This window comes from Gordonia sp. NPDC058843 (assembly GCF_042743165.1).
GTDB lineage: Bacteria > Actinomycetota > Actinomycetes > Mycobacteriales > Mycobacteriaceae > Gordonia.
Genome location: NZ_JBHYNC010000001.1, coordinates 190,590 through 207,996 on the forward strand (window position 1 = coordinate 190,590; position 17,407 = coordinate 207,996).

At 69.6% G+C, this 17,407-nt stretch carries 15 protein-coding genes; 4 read left to right on the forward strand and 11 right to left on the reverse strand.

Going from position 1 to position 17,407, the window contains the following annotated elements; genetic code table 11:
• Window positions 1–80: 80 nt before the first annotated feature.
• The 4 genes from infB to rimP form a co-directional block, all read right to left on the reverse strand.
• The gene (infB, locus tag ACFW3F_RS00915) at window positions 81–2,942 is read right to left on the reverse strand and encodes a translation initiation factor IF-2 (RefSeq protein ID WP_388053374.1); all 2,862 of its coding nucleotides are present in this window, start codon (window positions 2,940–2,942) and stop codon (window positions 81–83) included.
• A 99-nt stretch (window positions 2,943–3,041) separates the two neighbouring features.
• Window positions 3,042–3,326 carry a YlxR family protein gene (locus ACFW3F_RS00920; RefSeq protein ID WP_388053376.1) on the reverse strand — a complete coding sequence of 95 codons (285 nt, stop codon included), beginning with the start codon at window positions 3,324–3,326 and terminating at the stop codon, window positions 3,042–3,044.
• A gap of 103 nt (window positions 3,327–3,429) precedes the next feature.
• Entirely contained in the window at window positions 3,430–4,440 is a 1,011-nt protein-coding gene (gene nusA, locus ACFW3F_RS00925) for a transcription termination factor NusA (RefSeq protein ID WP_388053378.1), read from the reverse strand.
• Window positions 4,441–4,469: 29 nt separating this feature from the next.
• A complete protein-coding gene (gene rimP, locus ACFW3F_RS00930; protein ID WP_388053380.1) occupies window positions 4,470–5,066 on the reverse strand; it encodes a ribosome maturation factor RimP in 597 nt (198 codons plus the stop codon).
• 96 nt (window positions 5,067–5,162) lie between these two features.
• Here rimP and ACFW3F_RS00935 point away from each other — a divergent pair, with 96 nt between their 5' ends.
• On the forward strand, window positions 5,163–5,726 hold the full coding sequence (locus tag ACFW3F_RS00935; protein ID WP_388053382.1) for a hypothetical protein: 564 nt from the start codon (window positions 5,163–5,165) through the stop codon (window positions 5,724–5,726).
• Complete coding sequence (locus tag ACFW3F_RS00940; RefSeq protein WP_388053384.1) at window positions 5,723–6,223, forward strand: ferritin-like domain-containing protein; 501 nt, start codon at window positions 5,723–5,725, stop codon at window positions 6,221–6,223. The genes ACFW3F_RS00935 and ACFW3F_RS00940 overlap by 4 nt, the downstream gene beginning before the upstream one ends.
• A 6-nt stretch (window positions 6,224–6,229) precedes the next feature.
• Here ACFW3F_RS00940 and ACFW3F_RS00945 read toward each other — a convergent pair whose 3' ends face one another.
• A complete protein-coding gene (locus tag ACFW3F_RS00945) occupies window positions 6,230–7,960 on the reverse strand; it encodes a proline--tRNA ligase (protein WP_388053682.1) in 1,731 nt (576 codons plus the stop codon).
• Between ACFW3F_RS00945 and yaaA the strand changes: the two genes are divergently transcribed.
• Window positions 7,959–8,741 (forward strand): peroxide stress protein YaaA, encoded by a 783-nt coding sequence (yaaA, locus tag ACFW3F_RS00950; protein ID WP_388053386.1) that lies wholly within the window; start codon window positions 7,959–7,961, stop codon window positions 8,739–8,741. The two genes, ACFW3F_RS00945 and yaaA, sit on opposite strands and share 2 nt — an antisense overlap.
• A 76-nt stretch (window positions 8,742–8,817) precedes the next feature.
• Here the strand turns inward: yaaA and ACFW3F_RS00955 are convergent, their stop codons facing one another.
• The 3 genes from ACFW3F_RS00955 to ACFW3F_RS00965 all read right to left on the reverse strand — a co-directional run bounded on the left by ACFW3F_RS00955 (window position 8,818) and on the right by ACFW3F_RS00965 (window position 12,852).
• Entirely contained in the window at window positions 8,818–10,368 is a 1,551-nt protein-coding gene (locus ACFW3F_RS00955; protein WP_388053388.1) for a DHA2 family efflux MFS transporter permease subunit, read from the reverse strand.
• A gap of 99 nt (window positions 10,369–10,467) precedes the next feature.
• The gene (gene cobA, locus ACFW3F_RS00960) at window positions 10,468–11,757 is read right to left on the reverse strand and encodes a uroporphyrinogen-III C-methyltransferase (RefSeq protein WP_388053390.1); all 1,290 of its coding nucleotides are present in this window, start codon (window positions 11,755–11,757) and stop codon (window positions 10,468–10,470) included.
• Window positions 11,758–11,844: 87 nt separating this feature from the next.
• On the reverse strand, window positions 11,845–12,852 hold the full coding sequence (locus ACFW3F_RS00965) for an acyl-ACP desaturase (protein WP_388053392.1): 1,008 nt from the start codon (window positions 12,850–12,852) through the stop codon (window positions 11,845–11,847).
• A gap of 142 nt (window positions 12,853–12,994) precedes the next feature.
• Between ACFW3F_RS00965 and ACFW3F_RS00970 the strand changes: the two genes are divergently transcribed.
• Window positions 12,995–13,678, forward strand: a complete 684-nt coding sequence (locus ACFW3F_RS00970) for a response regulator (protein WP_388053394.1) — start codon at window positions 12,995–12,997, stop codon at window positions 13,676–13,678.
• 12 nt (window positions 13,679–13,690) lie between these two features.
• Here ACFW3F_RS00970 and ACFW3F_RS00975 read toward each other — a convergent pair whose 3' ends face one another.
• Genes ACFW3F_RS00975 through cobO form a run of 3 tightly spaced genes read right to left on the reverse strand, consistent with a single transcriptional unit; the run spans window position 13,691 to window position 17,384 of the window.
• Entirely contained in the window at window positions 13,691–15,304 is a 1,614-nt protein-coding gene (locus tag ACFW3F_RS00975) for a GAF domain-containing protein (RefSeq protein ID WP_388053396.1), read from the reverse strand.
• Entirely contained in the window at window positions 15,304–16,773 is a 1,470-nt protein-coding gene (locus tag ACFW3F_RS00980) for a cobyrinate a,c-diamide synthase (RefSeq protein ID WP_388053398.1), read from the reverse strand. Before ACFW3F_RS00980 ends, ACFW3F_RS00975 begins: the two co-directional genes overlap by 1 nt.
• Window positions 16,767–17,384 (reverse strand): cob(I)yrinic acid a,c-diamide adenosyltransferase, encoded by a 618-nt coding sequence (gene cobO, locus ACFW3F_RS00985; protein WP_388053400.1) that lies wholly within the window; start codon window positions 17,382–17,384, stop codon window positions 16,767–16,769. Before cobO ends, ACFW3F_RS00980 begins: the two co-directional genes overlap by 7 nt.
• Window positions 17,385–17,407: the final 23 nt, after the last annotated feature.

Here is a 17,407-nt window from a genome sequence, read left to right on the forward strand (position 1 = left end):
GGGGGGGGCGGCCCGGCCGGTTTTGGGGGGGCCCCCCACCACAGCTGTCGAGATGTCGTACGGGTGTCAGTCGCCGCCGATCAGTCGCGCGGCTTCTCCCGCAACTCGTAGGTCTCGATCACGTCGTCCACCTTGATGTCCGAGTAGGTCAGCGTGAGACCACATTCGTAGCCTTCGCGAACCTCGGTGGCATCGTCCTTCTCCCGCTTGAGCGAGGAGACGGTGAGGTTCTCGGCGACCACGACGTTGTCGCGGAGCAGACGGGCCTTGGCGTTACGCCGCATGATGCCCGACTGCACGAGACAACCGGCGATGTTGCCGATCTTCGACGACTTGAAGATCGCGCGGATCTCGGCGCGGCCGAGTTCCACCTCTTCGTAGATCGGCTTGAGCATGCCCTTGAGCGCGCTCTCGATCTCGTCGATGGCCTGGTAGATCACCGAGTAGTACCGGATGTCGACGCCTTCGCGGTTGGCCAGCTCGGTGGCCTTGCCCTCCGCGCGGACGTTGAAGCCGATGATGATCGCATCCGAGGCGGCCGCCAGGTTGACGTTGGTCTCGGTGACGCCACCGACACCGCGGTCGATGATCCGCAGCGAGACCTCGTCGCCCATCTCGATGTTCAGCAGGGCCTCTTCGAGGGCCTCGACCGTACCCGAGTTGTCACCCTTGAGGATGAGGTTGAGCTGGCTGGTCTCCTTGAGCGCCGAATCCAGGTCTTCCAGGCTGATCCGCTTGCGGCTGCGTGCGGCCAGCGCGTTGCGCTTGCGCGCATTACGCCGGTCGGCGATCTGCCGGGCGATACGGTCTTCCTCGACCACGAGCAGGTTGTCGCCTGCACCGGGGACCGAGGTGAAACCGATGACCTGGACCGGACGCGACGGCAGCGCCTCGGGCACGTCGTCGCCGTGCTCGTCGACCATGCGACGGACACGTCCGTAGGCGTCGCCGGCGACGATCGAGTCGCCGACCTTCAGCGTGCCGCGCTGGACCAGCACGGTCGCCACCGGGCCACGACCGCGGTCGAGGTGCGCCTCGATGGCGACACCCTGGGCGTCCATGTCCGGGTTGGCGCGCAGGTCGAGCGACGCATCCGCGGTGAGCAGTACGGCCTCGAGCAGCGCGTCGATGTTCTCGCCCTGCTTGGCCGAGATGTCGACGAACATGGCGTCGCCGCCGTACTCCTCGGGAATCAGACCGTATTCGGTCAGCTGCCCGCGGATCTTCTGCGGGTCGGCGCCTTCCTTGTCGATCTTGTTCACCGCGACCACGATCGGCACGTCGGCCGCCTGGGCGTGGTTGACCGCTTCCACCGTCTGCGGCATGACGCCGTCGTCGGCAGCGACCACGAGGATCGCGATGTCGGTGGCCTTGGCACCACGGGCACGCATGGCGGTGAACGCTTCGTGACCCGGGGTGTCGATGAACGTGATCAGGCGATCCTCACCGTTGAGGTGGGTGTTCACCTGGTAGGCACCGATGTGCTGCGTGATGCCGCCGGCCTCGCCCTCACGGACGTTGGCCTTGCGGATCGTGTCGAGCAGTCGGGTCTTACCGTGATCGACGTGGCCCATGACGGTGACCACCGGCGGACGCTGTTCGAGGTCTTCCTCGCCGCCCTCGTCCTCGCCATAGGTGAGGTCGAAGCTGTCGAGGAGCTCGCGATCCTCGTCCTCGGGGCTGACCACCTGCACGCGGTAGTTCATCTCCGAGCCGAGCAGCTCGAGCGTCTCGTCGTTGACCGACTCGGTCGCGGTCACCATCTCGCCGAGGTTGAACAGCGCCTGGACGAGCGATGCCGGGTTGGCGTCGATCTTGTCGGCGAAGTCGGACAGCGACGCACCACGGGCGAGACGGATGGTCTCGCCGTTGCCGCGGGGCAGCCGGACGCCACCGACGGCCGGTGCCTGCATGTTCTCGTACTCGGCGCGTTTTGCCCGCTTCGACTTGCGACCACGACGCGGTGCACCACCGGGACGACCGAAGGCGCCTGCAGCGCCGCCGCGGCCACGGCCGCCACCGCCACCGCCGCCGGGACGACCGCGGAAGCCACCACCGGGAGGACCTCCCGGCGCACCGGTTCCGCCGCCACCGCCGCGGTAACCACCGCCACCGCCGCCGGGACCACCACGGCCGCCGCCGGCGCCGCCACGACCACCTGGGCGGGCGTCAGGACGGGCCGCGCGAGACGGCATGGCGCCGGGGCTCGGACGCGGGGGCATGTTGCCGGGATTGGGACGGGGACCGCCCTGGCCGGGAGCGGGACGACCGCCACCGGGGCGGGGACCACCCTGGCCGGCGGGGCCGGGACGACCGCCACCGGGACGCGGACCTGCCTGACCCGGACCGGGTCGGGCGGCCGGACGGGGCGCGGGCGCCGGTGCCGACGAATACGGGTTGTTACCCACCCGCGGAGTGCGCGGACCCGGCTTCGGGCCGGGACGGGGTCCCGGGCTCGACGTCGGGGCAGCAGGTGCTGCCGACGCGGCCGGGGCCTGCGGGGCAGGCGCCGCGGGTGCGGGCGCCGGGCTGGGACGTTCCGCCGCGGGGGCGGGCGTCGGCGCCGGGGTCTCCACCGGCGCGGGAGCGGGCTTGGGTGCGCCCGGCTTCGGGCCGCTGGTACGCGGACCGGGGCTCGGACGGTCGGCGGCGGGTTCCGCCGGAGTCGTGGTTGCACCGGGCTTCGGTGCGGTGCTGCTGCCGGACGGCTTCGGTCCGGGCTTGGCGCTCTGGCGTGGGCCGGGAGCCGGGGACGACTTGGAGTCCTTGGCTCCCCCGTCCTTGCCGGGGAATGATTCACGCAGTCGACGGGCCACGGGGGCCTCTACCGTCGACGACGCCGATTTGACGAACTCGCCTTGTTCTTTGAGTCGCTCGAGCACCTGTTTGCTGGTGACGCCGAGTTCCTTGGCCAGTTCGTGCACGCGGGCTTTGCCTGCCACTGCTCTCCTCACTTGGAGGCCAAGCGGCTCACCCGCTACGGCCTCGATTTAAGTCCGGTACATGCTCATCGTGACTTCACGGTGTGCTCATGTCTTCTGCTACCTGTTCCGGCTCCGGGGAGCCTTCCTCTGGTGGGTGATCGCGCCGAGCTGTTCGGTGAGATCGTCCGGGTCCACGGTCAGACCGGGGGTCCGGAGTGCCGTGACGAAGGCCCGGCGTCGCGTCGCGGTGGAGATGCACTCCGCCCGCGCGTGCAGCCACGCGCCTCGCCCCGGCATGGTCTTCGCGGGATCGACCACGACCGTCGGGGTGTCACCGCGCAGCTGCGCGACGACACGGACCAACTCGCCGGCCTCTGCCCGCTGCCGACAGCCGATGCACATCCGGATGGGTGTGCCTCCGACCGGCGACCGAGGGGCGGATCGCTGAACCATCGATCAGTCTAGCGCGAGCGGGCGCGTCGAGGACAATCGGCCGCCGCGGACGTCACTCCTGCCCGGCCTCGGCCACCGGTGCGGCGTCGGACCGGATGTCGATCCGCCACCCCGTCAACCGGGCCGCGAGTCGGGCGTTCTGCCCTTCCTTGCCGATGGCCAGCGAGAGCTGGTAGTCCGGCACGACGACCCGTGCGGCCTTGAGCTCGGCGTCGACAACCGTGACCGAGACAACCTTCGCGGGTGACAGGGCATTCCCGACGAAGGCCGCGGGGTCGGTGTCGTAGTCGATGATGTCGATCTTCTCGCCCGCGAGTTCGCTCATCACGTTGCGCACGCGCTGGCCCATCGGCCCGATGCACGCACCCTTCGCGTTGAGCCCGGAGACCCCGGTGTGCACGGCGATCTTCGACCGGTGTCCGGCCTCGCGTGCCACGGCGACGATCTCGACGCTCCCGTCCTCGATCTCGGGCACCTCGAGCGAGAACAGCTTGCGCACCAGGTTCGGGTGCGTGCGGGAGAGGGTGATCTGCGGTCCGCGCGGTCCGCGGCTGACGCCGACCACGTAGCACTTGATCCGGTCGCCGTGGGTGTAGACCTCGCCGGGCACCTGCTCGGCGGGCGGGATGATCCCCTCGGTCGAGTTGGCGTCGCTGCCGATCTGGACGACGACCATCCCGCGGGCGTTGGCACGCGAGTCCTGCTGCACGACGCCGCCGACGATCTCACCCTCGTGGGCGACGAGGTCGCCGAAGTTCTTCTCGTTCTCGGCGTCGCGCAGGCGCTGGAGGATGACCTGCCGTGCCGTCGTCGCCGCGATGCGGCCGAATCCCTCGGGCGTGTCGTCCCACTCGTGGACGACGTTCCCGTCCTGGTCGACCTCCTGCGCCATCACCCGGACGGCACCGGATTTGCGGTTGACGTCGACGCGGGCATGCGGCGCGAATCCGTCGGTGTGCCGGTAGGCGGTCAGCAACGCGGTCTCGATCGCGGTGATGACGGTCTCGATCGAGATGCCCTTGTCCGCTTCGATCATGCGCAGGGCGGCGATGTCGATGTTCATGTCGTCGGTCTCCTATTCATTTGTCAGGTTCATTTGTCGGGTTCATTTGTCGTGTTCACCTGTCGTGCCGTGGCGGGCGCGCGGCGGGCTTCGATCTCGTCCGGTTCGAGTCCGCAGAGTTCCAGTTCGCGGACGCTCGGCTGGGAGAAGTCCACCTGCACGACGGCCTCGGTCACCGAGCCGAGGTCGACGGTCTCCACGGCGATCCGGCCCTTGTGGTTCACGACCACCTCGACCGCGGGCGACGGATCGTCGAGCAGCCTGCCGATGCGTCCGGTGACCGTGCGCGACTGCGACGCGGTCTCACCGTCGATCTCGACGACCACTCGTCGACCGGTGTTGCGGCGCCAGTGTCGGGGCAGGGTCAGCGGACTCTCGACGCCGCGCGAGGTCACCTCGAGGACGTAGGCGAGATCGGCGAAGGCGGGTGTGGCGTCGAGGACCTCGGAGATGTCGTTGCTGAGTCCGGCGAGTACGTCGAGGTCGCCGCCGCCGTCGCGGTCGACCACGATCGACAGCTCCTCCTGGCCGTCACGACTACGCACCGTGACGTCCTCGAGATCGAATCCCCGTTCGGCGACAAGCTTTTCGACGAGTTCGCTCACGTGCGTCGGGCTGATCGGCATGCCACTCCCCTCGTCTTCAGTTGTCGGGCCGTGCCGGGTGTCGCACGACGTTGCTCCGAACATCGTAGTGGATCGAGCGAGTCGAGAACTGCTGGCATGATGTCCCGGGTGAGCATGCCCCCGATCGAGCGACGGACCGTGCGGTACCCGATCGACAGGCGCACGGCGTTGCGTGGCGGACTCCTCGCGGGCGCCGCCGTCGTCGGCGCCACAGCGGCCGGTGTCGGACTGACCGGGTGCGATTCGTCGCCCTCCCCGGAGACCCTCCTCGCCGAAACCCTCGTGCCCCTGGTGCGGTCGGCACGCGCCGACGAGAGCACCGCACGCGCCCTGGTGTCCGTCGAGCCCGCGTACGCGACCGCGCTCGGTGTCGTCGCCGATCAGCGCGCCCAGCACGCGCGCGCACTGCGTGAGGAGATCATCCGGCTCGATCAGGAGGTCGCGGCGACCCTCGATCGTCCGACCACACCGGGGACTGCCTCGACCTCGCCCACCGGCGCCCCACCGGCCGCGCCCTCGCTGGCACGATTGCGCACCGATCTCGACTCCGCCGCCGGGCAGGCCCGCGGCGTCGCGCTCACCGCCGGCGGGTACGCCTCGGGTGTGACGGGTTCCGTCGCCGCCGCGGTCACATCGATGCGAGAGGTGCAACTGGCATGACCTCACCACTGAACACGACGTCGCCGAACACGCCGGTGTCGAAGTCCTCCGGGCAGCAGGCCGACCCCGACGACCCACTCGTCGTCGCCGCCGGGGTGGAGAACGCCGCCGTCTTCACCTACGGCGTCATCACCGCGTTCGTCGCCGCCTCACGACGGCGCACCGTCGCCGACTACGCAGCCGCACACCGGGCCCGACGCGACGAGATCGAGCGGGCCATCGAGGCCGCGGGGAACACTCCGCCGCCGGCCGCCGCCGGCTACACGCTTCCCGTCGAGGTCACCGACCCGGCGACGGCTGCCCGCGCCGCGCTCAGCGCCGAGATCGACTGCACGAACGCCTATCGCGCGCTGCTGGAGCAGGCCGGCGACGAGACCGGACGGCGGATCGGCGTCGACGGGCTGTCCGAGAGCGCGGTGCGCGCCGCCCGGTGGCGGGTGGTGCTGCAAGAGAGCCCGGTCACCGTGGCGTTCCCGGGGTCACCCGCCGACGGCTGACCCTGATCAGGCGCGCGCTGCATCGACCACCGCGTCCACCGCGGCGTCGACCGCGACCTCGGTGGCCTCGCCGGTGAAGCGATCGCGGATCTCGATGGTGCCGTTGGCATATCCGCGGCCGACGACCACGACGGTCGGCATGCCGAGGAGTTCGGCGTCCTTGAATTTCACACCGGGTGACGCCTTCCGGTCGTCGAGGAGCACCTCGAGACCGGCCGCGTCGAGGTCGGCGGCGAGCTGTTCGGCACCCGCGACGGCAGCCTCGTCCTTGTTGGCGATCACGAGATGAACGGCGAACGGCGCCACGGACTTCGGCCAGCGCAGCCCCTTGTCGTCGTGGGACTGCTCGGCGATGACCGCGACCAGACGCGACACCCCCACGCCGTAGGAGCCCTGCGTGAGCCGGACCGGTTTGCCGTTCTCGCCGAGGACGTCGACCTCGAAGGCGTCGGTGTACTTCTGACCGAGCTGGAAGATGTGCCCGATCTCGATGCCCTTGGCGCTCACCAGGGGTCCGGCGCCGTCGGGCGAGGGATCGCCGTCCCGGACCTCGGCCGCCTCGACGGTTCCGTCGGGCGTGAAGTCGCGACCCGCGACGAGGCCGACGTAGTGTCGGCCCGGCTGGTCGGCACCGGTGATCCAGGAGGTCCCCTCGACCACACGCGGATCGACGAGGTAGCGGATTCCGTTCTCGGCCAGTGCCTTCGGTCCGATGTAACCCTTCACCAGGAACGGATTCGCAGCGAAGTCGGCGTCGGTGAGGAGTTCCACCTCGGCCGGCTCCACGGAGGCCTCGAGACGCTTGAAGTCGACCTCGCGGTCGCCGGGGATGCCGATGCCGGTGATTTCCCAATCTCCGCCCGGTGCACGGAGTTTGACCAGCACGTTCTTGAGTGTGTCGGCGCCGCCGAACTGCCCGTCGAGCGTGGCGTTCGCCCACTCGACCAGGGTGTCGATCGTGGGGGTACCGGGTGTGTCGTGGGCGACCGCCGCGGGCAGGTCGTCGTAGGGCAGCGGATCGGGGGCCCGGGTGATGACCGCCTCGACGTTGGCGGCGTATCCCGACTCGACGCAGCGCACGAACGTGTCCTCGCCGACCGTGGACTCGGCCAGGAACTCCTCGGAGGCGCTGCCCCCCATGGCGCCCGACGTGGCGGCGACGATCACGTACTCGATCCGCAACCGCTCGAAGATCTTCTGGTAGGCCTCGCGGTGTGCGTTGTAGGCGGTCTTGAGCCCGTCGTCGTCGAGGTCGAAGGAGTAGGCGTCCTTCATCACGAACTCGCGGCCACGCAGGATGCCCGCTCGCGGCCGCTCCTCGTCGCGGTACTTGGTCTGGATCTGGTAGAGGATGACCGGCATGTCCTTGTAGGACGAGTACTCACCCTTGACCAGGGTCGCGAACAGCTCCTCGTGCGTCGGGCCGAGGAGCATGTCAGCACCCTTGCGGTCCTTGAGGCGGAAGAGCGCGTCACCGTATTCGGTCCAGCGGTTGGTGGTGTCGTAGGGCTCGCGCGGCAGCAGGGCCGGCAGCAGGATCTCCTGGCCGCCGATGGCGTTCATCTCCTCGCGGACGACGTTCTCGATCGCCTTGAGTACGCGCAGACCCAGCGGCAGCCAGGAGTACACGCCGGGCGCGACCCGGCGGACGTAACCGGCTCTGACCAGCAGCTTGTGGCTGGGGACCTCGGCGTCGGCGGGGTCGTCGCGCAGGGTCCGCAGGAACAGGGTCGACATGCGTGTGATCACGACCAACCAGCTTAGTTATGGTGTTGCGGTGCTCGTCATCCTGCCTCCCTCAGAGACAAAATCCGACGGCGGACGCGGGGCTCCCCTGGATCTCGACACGCTGTCGTTTCCCGAGCTGAACCCGATCCGCAAGCAGCTCGCCGAGGCGCTCGTGGCGCTCTCGGCCGACCTCGACGCCAGCCGCACCGCACTCGGGCTCGGCGCCACACAGCTCGACGAGATCGACCGCAACGCCGACCTCTGGCTGTCCCCCACCAGGCCGGCGATCGAGCGCTACACCGGCGTCCTCTACGACGCCCTCGACCACCGGTCGCTCACCCGGGCCGGGAAGGCGAAAGCGGCCGACCGGCTGGCGATCGGCTCGGCCTTGTTCGGCGTGGTGCGGGCACCCGATCCGATTCCCGCATACCGACTCTCCGGCGGCTCCAAGTTGCCCGGCATGGCCACGCTCGCGGCCCTGTGGAAGCCGGACCTGTCCCCCGCACTCGACGCGGTCGACGACTTCGTCGTGGACCTGCGGTCAGGGGTCTACCACCAGCTCGGACCGGTCCGGGACGCGGTGACGGCGACTGTCATGACCGAACAGCCGGACGGCTCGCGCAAAGTGGTGAGCCACTTCAACAAGCACTACAAGGGTCTGATGGCGCGTGAACTGGTCCGCACGCGGCGCACCGTCCGCGACATCGACGGCGTGGCCGCGGTCCTCTCCGACGCCGGGCAACGGGTCGAGATCGAGGCACCCGACCGGATCGTCGTACTGACCGACTGACCCCAGGCCACCATCCGCGGCGCGGTGTCACCCGTGAGACGCGCCGGTCGGGACCGACCGTGCCGGCGGCCACAACTCATCGCTGGGCGTCGGGCCCCTGGGTGCTCGTCTCGGCGTCGACGCCGGCGTCGGCTGCCTCCTGGGCGGCTTGGCCCTCGGCGACCTGCTCGGGCGTGAACCGCATGAACAGCACGACGATCGCGGCGAGGACGGCGATGCCCGCGCAGGCGGCGAAGGCCAGACCGTAACCCTCGGCCTGGGCGGCGAGCTGGGTGGGATTCATGGTCTCCACCGGGGCGGTGGTACCGCCCTTCGACAACGCACGCGAGGTCACCATGGCGCCGACGACGACCAGGCCGACAGCCCCGCCGAGGTTCTGCGCGACCTGGGCCAGTGCGGTCAGCGGGCCGATCTCGGTGGTGCCGACCCCGGCCACCACGGACAGGGTCAGCGGGATGACCGCCAGGCCCACGCCGAAGCCGATGACGACGACCGGGATGAAGATGCTCGGGAAGTAGTCCGGTGAGTCCGTCGCGATCGACGATGCGTAGAGGCAGCCGACGAGGATGACCGCACCGCCGACCAGGACGAGCCATCGCGGCTGGATCATCAGCGCCAGCTTCGACGCGATGGCCGCCGCGATGCCCAGACCGAACGCGAACGGTACGACCGCGAGCCCGCTCTGGATCGGCGAATACTGCAGGATGCCCTGCAGGTACAGCGAGATGAACACCGCCATGCACATCATGATCATGCTGGCCAGCAAGATGGCGAGCAGTGCAGCGACGCGGGAGCTGTTGTCGAAGAGCGAGAACGGCAGCAACGGGTTGCGGGCGCGACGTTCGACGACGACGAACGCGGCGAGGGCCAGGGCACCGAGGATGAAGGAACCAACCACGATCGGCTCTCCCCATCCGTTGGGCCCCTCATTGACGGCGAGGACCAGCAGCGTCGCACCGAGAGTGCCGAGGACCGCCCCCGGGACGTCGAGAGGCAACCGTTCGCCCTGGGATTCGCGCAATGCCACGAACGCCCCGACGACGACGACCAGACCGATCGGCACGTTGATGAGGAAGACCAGACGCCAGGACAGCTCGGTCAACACGCCGCCCAGGATCAATCCGGCCACCGACCCCACGCCCGTCATGGCTGCATAGACCGCGAAGGCCTGGCTGCGGGGTTTACCGGGCGCGAAGGTGGTCGCGACCAGAGCCATCGCCGTGGGCGCCGCGATCGCCGCCGAGGCGCCCTGGAGGGCTCGGCCGGCGAGCAGACTCGCCTCGTTCCACGCCAGGCCGCAGAGCAGCGAGGTGAGGGTGAACGCCACGACGCCGATGATGAACATCCGCTTGCGGCCGAAGGTGTCGCCGAGCCGGCCACCGAGGAGCATGAGCCCGCCGAAGGCCAGGACGTAGCTGCTGATGACCCAGTTGGCGCTGGATTCCGACAGCGACAGCGAGTCCCGGATACTCGGGAGCGCCAGCGCGGCGACGGTGCCGTCGAGCACGACGAGCAGCTGCATCCCGGACAGCACCAGGATCGGTAGACCGAAGACCGGACGGAACTGCTCACCGTTCACGGATCCAGTGTTCACGGTTCCGGTGTTCGCAGATCCGGGAGTCGACATAAAGAACGACCGTACCGGCCGACCTCGGGGACATGCCAATCCCCGTTGGTTCGGTCGGCTGAGATCCGGTCAGGTGAGATCCGGTCAGCTGAGATCTGGTCAGGCTCCTTCGGTGAACGCGGCCACGTCGCCGATGACCACGATCGCGGGCGGACGCAGCCCTTCGGCGTCGGCGACCTCGCCGGCATGCGCCAGATCGGTGCGTAGGAGACGCTGGGTCGGCAACGACCCGTTCTCGATCATCGCGACCGGGGTGTCGGGTCGGCGGCCACCGTCGAGCAGTGCGTCGGCGAAGACGTCGACGCGTTCGACGGCCATCATCAGGACGAGGGTGCCCCGGAGTTTCCCCATCGCCGACCAGTCGATGAGCGAGTCGGGGTGACCGGGTGGGACGTGACCGGAGGCGATCACGATCTCGTGGGTGACGCCGCGATGCGTGACCGGGATGCCCGCCGAGGCGGGGGCTGCGATCGAGCTGCTGATCCCCGGGACCACCGTCACCGGGACGCCCGCGGCCACGCAGGCCTGGAGTTCCTCGAAGCCCCGCCCGTAGACGTAGGGGTCGCCGCCCTTGAGGCGGACGACGAACTTGCCCTCTTTGGCCTTCTCGACCAGGACGTCGTTGATGGCCTCCTGCTTCATCGCACGGCCGTAGGGCACCTTCGCGGCGTCGATGATCTCGACCTGCGGGCCGAGCTCGGCGAGCAGTTCGGGCGGAGCGAGCCGGTCGGCGACCACCACGTCGGCCTCGGCGAGGAGCCGTTGGCCACGGACGGTGATGAGGTCGGGATCACCCGGGCCGCCTCCGACCAGGGCGACGCCGGCGGCGTGCGGGGCGGCGTCGTCGACGCTCAGCGATCCCTCGGCCAGCGCCCGGCTCATCGCGGCCCGGAGTGCGGCCGACAGTTTGTGGTCGCCACCGGCGAGGACACCGAACTGGACGTCGCGGTGCCGGCCGGACGCCGGGGTGACCGCGGTGCCGTGGCGGGCGTCGTCGGCGCGCACGCAGAATGTGTGCCTGCGCTCGGCCTCGGCGACCACCGCCTCGTTGACGTCGGGATCGTCGGTGCAGGCCATGGCGTACCAGGCGCCTTCCAGATCCCCGTCGACGTAGCGGCGCTGGGTCACGGTGATGCCGGCAAAGGATTCGACGGCGGGCGTGGGGTCGAGAGCGACGACGTGGACGTCGGCACCCGCCGCGACGAGATTGGGCAGCCGCCGCTGCGCGACGGACCCGCCGCCCACCACGACGACCTTCCGTCCGCGGAGGTCGAGGCCGACCAGGTAGTGCCCCTCGCCGGAGGGGAAGGCGTCAGGCCCAGGGACGTTCGGGGGCCCCGGGACATTCGACCCCGGTACATTCGACAGGGCGGAGTCAGGCTCGGACATGGGAGCTGACACTACCGGGACCGCTGATCTAGAGCGGCAACTCACCCGTCCGGCGGATGTGCGCCCACACGTCCGCAGCCGGGACAGTCACTGTTCCCTCAACTCACGTGCACGCTGCCGGGCGAGCGCTCGTTCTCGCGACTCCTCGAACTTGCGCACCTTGATGTCCATCTGTTCCAGGAACTCCGCGAGGAGCTCTCGGTAGTGCTCGCCGATCGGCCCGAAGTCGTCGCGTTCGAAGATGCGCCACTTGCGCAGGACCGGCATGACGACGTCCGACATGTGTTGCGGCAGATCGTAGATGCCGCCTTTGGCGATCAGCACGGCGTTGCGGCGAAAGTTCGGCATGGTCGCGCCGGGCATCTGGAAGTTCGTCACGATCGCGTGGATGGCGGCCATGGTCTGGTCGGGGACGAGGTCGAGGGCCCCGGCGACGATGTTGCGGTAGAAGAGCATGTGCAGGTTCTCGTCGGCCGCGACCCGCTGCAGCATGCGGTCGGCGATGGGGTCACCGCACGCCTTTCCGGTGTTGCGGTGCGACACCCGGGTGGCGAGTTCCTGGAAGCTGACGTAGGCAACGGCGAACAGCATGTCGAAACTGTGGTCACGCTGCCCGTCGTCGTCGGGCAGCGGGTTGAATCCGGACGTCATGTGCGCCATGCGGATCTCTTCGAGTTCGACCGGGTCGACGCCCCGCGTCACCACCAGGTAGTCGCGCATCACGATCGAGTGGCGGTTCTCCTCGGCGGTCCAGCGGCCCACCCACCAGCCCCAGGCGTCGTCGAGGGTGAAGTTGTCGGCGATCACCCGGTGATACGACGGCAGGTTGTCCTCGGTGAGCAGGTTGGTGATCATCGCGGCCTTGGCGACGTCGGAGAGCCGGGAGTGCGACGGATCCCAGTCATGTCCGCCGAGTGCCGCGAAGTTGCGGCCGTCGTCCCAGGGCACGTAATCGTGCGGGTGCCAGTCCCGGGTCATCTTCATATGTCGTCCGACCTCGGTCTCACACACGGGCAGCAGTTCACGCAGCAGGTCCGAGCCGGTCATGCCGGGGTTGCCGAGTTCGGCGTCGGGGGGTCCGATGAGGGTTGTCACGTGCTCTCCTGGTCGCGGGCTCGGGGTTCGTACCGTCCACTCTGCGCGACGGGACATGCGTTGCTCGTGAGGCAAAAGTCCCGCCTGTATGGGGTCCGACGTCGCGAGTCGGCGTCGTCGCGCATCCGGTACTTTCAGACCCATGGCCCCTGTCACGACGGATTCCGGCAGCACCGATCCGACCCCGGTACGCGCCTACCTCGTCGACGACCACGAACTCGTCCGGCGCGGCCTGCGGGACCTCCTCGGGACTGCCGGCGACATCGAGGTCGTGGGCGAGGCGGCATCGGTCGGCGAGGCCCTCGTCGGCATCCTGGCGACCAAACCCGATGTCGCAGTCCTCGACGTCCGGTTGCCCGATGGCAACGGCGTCGAACTGTGCCGGGACGTCCGGGCCGCCGAACCCACGATCAAGTGCCTGATGCTGACCAGTTACGCCGACGACGACGCGCTGCTCGCCGCCGTCCTGGCCGGCGCCTCGGGTTTCGTCCTCAAACAGATCCTCGGACACAACCTCGTCGCCGCGGTCCGGACCGTCGGCCGGGGTGGTTCACTGCTCGACGACCGGTCCACGGCGGCTCTGCTCGCCAAGCTGCGCGATGGCAAGCAGACCGAGAAGGATCCGCTCGCCGAGCTGACCCATCAGGAGCGTGAGGTGTTCGCCCTCGTCGGCGAGGGGCTCACCAATCGGCAGATCGCGGAGCGGATGTTCTTGGCGGAGAAGACGATCAAGAACTACGTCTCCCGCATCCTGGGCAAGCTCGACATGCAGCGCCGCACGCAGGTCGCGGTGATGGCGACCAAGCTCCGCGACGGCAAGGACTGAGCTCAGAGCCGATCAGCCCAGCAGCGGTACCGACCAGGTCAGCGTCGTCCCGCCCGTGCGGGTGAAGACGCTGAACGTCCCGTCGCACTCCTCGGCCCGGCGGGTCAGGTTCTCCAGTCCGCGATAGGTCACGTCGGCACCGATGCCGATCCCGTCGTCGCTGATCTCGACCGTCAGCACGTCGTCGGCGGTGACCGAGACCTCGATGTGCTGGGCCCGCGCGTGCCGGAGCGCGTTGCTCAACCCTTCCCGCAGGACCGCGTCGATGTGCGGCCCGAGGGAGTCGGGGACCACCGTGTCGACCGGGCCGGCGAATTCCACGCTCGGGGTGATCGTCGCGTGCCCGGACAGCTCGGAGACGATGTCGAGCACTCGCCGCCGCAGTGTCGGATCGGCGTCGGACCCGTAAGCCGTCTGCAGGTCGAAGATCGAGGTGCGGATCTGGGCGATGGTGCGGTCCAGGTCGGTCATGATCTGCTCGAGGCGCGCGGTCGCGGCGGCCGGATCGGTGCTCCCGGCGAGCAGCGTCTGCACCGACATGCCCACCGCGAAGAGTCGCTGGATGACGTGGTCGTGCAGGTCGCGGGCGATTCGATGCCGGTCCTCGAGCACCTCGAGATCGCGGGCGATCTGCTGCTGTTCGGCGTAGACGACTGCCAGTGAGGCGACCTCGGCGACACCGGCGAGCCCGGCGATCTCCTCGTCGTCCCAGTACGGGCGGTTGCGGTGGGTGATGAGCATCCACCCGAAGGCGCCCGACGCGCGCTGTAGGGGTTGGACCGACGTCCAGCGGGCGCCGTGACGGACGAGCGGCTCGGCGATCTGGCCGGAGCGCTGGACCCGCAGCGCCGTGGCGTCCGGGGCGATGAAGGTGTCGATCTGCACCGGCTCGCCGGTGTGCCCGCGCAGTTCCACCTGCCCCGCCAGTTCGGTGAACAGATAGACATCGACGGCGCCGACCAGGTCGGCGACATCTGTGCACATGCGGGACATGGTGTCCGACAGCGCGATTCCGGCCAGCGGCTCCGATCCGCGCCGGGCGAGGACCTGCATCCAGCGGTGTCGCGTGCGGGCGCGTTCGAAGAGGCCCGCGTTGTCGACGGCGATACCGGCCGCGACCGCGAGGACCGCGACGACGGTCTCGTCGACCTCGGAGAAATCCTCCGCGGACCGCTTCTCGGTCAGATAGAGACTGCCGAAGACCTCCCCGCGCACCATGATCGGCGCACCGAGAAACGTGTGCATGGGCGGGTGGTTGGGCGGGAACCCGACCGAGGTCGGGTGGGCGCCGAGATCGTGGATGCGGTGCAGGCGGGGGTCGTCGATGAGCAGGCCCAGGACTCCGCGTCCGACCGGCAGATGCCCCATGGTGGCGCGCTGGGCGTCGGTGATGCCGATGTGCACGAACTCACTCAGGCCACCGTCCGGGCCGCGCACGCCGAGCGCGCCGTACTGGGCGTCCACCAGGCCCGCCGCGACCTCCACGATGCGCTGCAGCGCCCGGTCGAGTTCGACGCCCTGACCGACGACGAGGACCGCTTCCAGCAGTTCTCGCAGCAGAGCCGGGTCGTCGGCACCGTGATCGGCGAGAGCGTCCAGGGTCTCGCGGAGCCGGTGCGCGAGCATCAGGACGCTCCGGCGATGTCGCCTGCGGGCTCGTGCGACTGCACTCGCCCCATGTCGGCGGCCCGGGACACGAAGCGGCACAGCGCCTCTGGAATCGCTGCCGGATGCAGATGCAGGTAAGAAGCATGGACCGATGCCGTGGTGACCCCGTGTGTCGACGCCCGCCCCGCCGGATCCCGCCACGCCCAGGCCGGCGCGAGCGCGCCGTCGCTGACCCCGCTGCGGTGGAACTCGTGGCCCGTCACCCGCTCGCCGGTCCGGAACAGGACCGAGTCGCTCACGGCGACGGCATCGCGATAGCCGAGGGTCAAGGTCGGACCGAAGTGTCCGGCGATGTCGAGGACGCCGCTCATCGGGTGCCCGTCGAGCTGGGCGCACAGATACAGCAGGCCGGCACATTCGGCGTGGATCGGACGACCCGCCGCGGCGTGCGCACGGAGGTCGGCGCGCAGTAGGTCGTTGGCGGCGAGCGCCTCGGCATGTTCTTCCGGGAAGCCGCCCCCGATCACGACGCCGGCTGCGTCCGCGGGCAACCGGTCCGCGAGCGGGTCGAAAACGACGACGCGCGCGCCCGCGGCCGTCAGCATCTCGGCGTGCTCGGTGTAACCGAAGGTGAACGCCGCTCCCCCGGCGACCGCGATCACCGGTGAACCTTTCGACATGGCGGACCGATGGGGCGCAACGGCTTCCGATGCCGACCAGGCCGTCGCGTCGGGGACCGACCGTCCGCGGGCGGCGGCCACGATGGCCGGCAGGTCGAGGGCACCGCGCAGGTGTGCGGTCATCGCGTCCACGGCCGCGACCGCGTCGGCATTGCGCTCGGCGGCCGGGATCAGCCCCAGGTGACGGGAGGGCACGGTCAGGGACGGGTGACGGCGCAGCGCGCCGAGGACCGGCAGCCCCACCCGTGCGGCGGCCTGTCTCAGCACCATCTCGTGGCGAGGTGAACCGACCCTGTTGAGGATGACGCCCGCGATCGAGACCGAGGGGTCATAGGACAGGAACCCGTGCAGGACCGCGGCCAGTGACTGGCTGTGGCCTGCGGCATCGACGACGAGGATCACCGGCGCCCCGATGATCGACGCGACGTGCGCGGTGGAACCGACGCCGAGCCGGCCGGCACCCGTGTCGTCGTCGTGATCGAGGATCCGGCCGTCGAACAGTCCCATCACGCCCTCGACGACCGCGATGTCGGCGCCGGCCGCCCCGTGGGCGAACAGCGGTGCGACGCGATCGGCGCCCACCAGGTTCGGGTCGAGGTTGCGTCCGGGCCGTCCGGCGGCGACGGCGTGGTAGCCGGGATCGATGTAGTCGGGTCCGACCTTGAACGGCGCCACCCGATGTCCGGCCGCCCGCAGTGCGCCGATGAGCCCGGTGGTCACGGTCGTCTTCCCGCTACCCGACGAGGGTGCGGCGATCACGACGGCAGGCGTCGAATGCGCGCGAGAGTGCCCGGCGGAACTCACCATTCGATCCCCTTCTGTCCCTTGCGACCGGCATCCATCGGGTGGGCGATCTTGCGCATCTCGGTGACGAGGTCGGCGGCGTCGACGAGTTCCTGGGGCGCGCGTCGCCCGGTGATGACCACGTGCTGGCGGCCGGGACGGCGGGCGAGGGTCTCGACGACCTCCGCGGTGTCGACCCATCCCCAGTGCAGCGGGTAGGTGAACTCGTCCAGGACGTAGAAGTCGTGCTCGCCGGCGTCGAGGCGGCGGGCGATCTCGGCCCACCCGGCCTGCGCGGCCGCGGCGTGGTCGTCGTCGTGGTCGGAGTTGGCGCGCAACCACGACCAGCCCTGACCCATCTTGTGCCATTCCACCGGACCGCCGGCGCCGGTCTCGGCGTGCAGCCGGTCGAGGGCGAGCATCGTCGACTCCTCCCCGACCTTCCATTTCGCGCTCTTGACGAACTGGAACACCGCCACCCGCATGCCCGCGTTCCACGCGCGCATCGCCATGCCGAAGGCAGCGGTCGACTTGCCCTTGCCGTCGCCGGTGTGCACCGCGAGGACGGGCTGGTTGCGGCGCTGTCGCGTCGTCAACCCGTCATCGGGAATGCTGACCGGAACTCCCTGGGGCACTCGACTTCTCCTAATCGGTTCGG

Excerpts from the sequence above, each read along its gene's own strand:
- ACFW3F_RS00975 (WP_388053396.1), bottom strand. The coding sequence starts at position 15,304 with ATGCTCGCGCACCGGCTCCGCGAGACCCTGGACGCTCTCGCCGATCAC.
- ACFW3F_RS00980 (WP_388053398.1), bottom strand. The coding sequence starts at position 16,773 with ATGGTGAGTTCCGCCGGGCACTCTCGCGCGCATTCGACGCCTGCCGTC.
- nusA (WP_388053378.1), bottom strand. The coding sequence starts at position 4,440 with ATGAACATCGACATCGCCGCCCTGCGCATGATCGAAGCGGACAAGGGC.
- ACFW3F_RS00970 (WP_388053394.1), top strand. The coding sequence starts at position 12,995 with ATGGCCCCTGTCACGACGGATTCCGGCAGCACCGATCCGACCCCGGTA.
- yaaA (WP_388053386.1), top strand. The coding sequence starts at position 7,959 with ATGCGTGTGATCACGACCAACCAGCTTAGTTATGGTGTTGCGGTGCTC.
- ACFW3F_RS00920 (WP_388053376.1), bottom strand. The coding sequence starts at position 3,326 with ATGTGCATCGGCTGTCGGCAGCGGGCAGAGGCCGGCGAGTTGGTCCGT.
- rimP (WP_388053380.1), bottom strand. The coding sequence starts at position 5,066 with ATGCCGATCAGCCCGACGCACGTGAGCGAACTCGTCGAAAAGCTTGTC.
- ACFW3F_RS00940 (WP_388053384.1), top strand. The coding sequence starts at position 5,723 with ATGACCTCACCACTGAACACGACGTCGCCGAACACGCCGGTGTCGAAG.
- ACFW3F_RS00955 (WP_388053388.1), bottom strand. The coding sequence starts at position 10,368 with ATGTCGACTCCCGGATCTGCGAACACCGGAACCGTGAACACTGGATCC.
- ACFW3F_RS00945 (WP_388053682.1), bottom strand. The coding sequence starts at position 7,960 with ATGTCGACCCTGTTCCTGCGGACCCTGCGCGACGACCCCGCCGACGCC.
- cobA (WP_388053390.1), bottom strand. The coding sequence starts at position 11,757 with ATGTCCGAGCCTGACTCCGCCCTGTCGAATGTACCGGGGTCGAATGTC.
- ACFW3F_RS00935 (WP_388053382.1), top strand. The coding sequence starts at position 5,163 with ATGATGTCCCGGGTGAGCATGCCCCCGATCGAGCGACGGACCGTGCGG.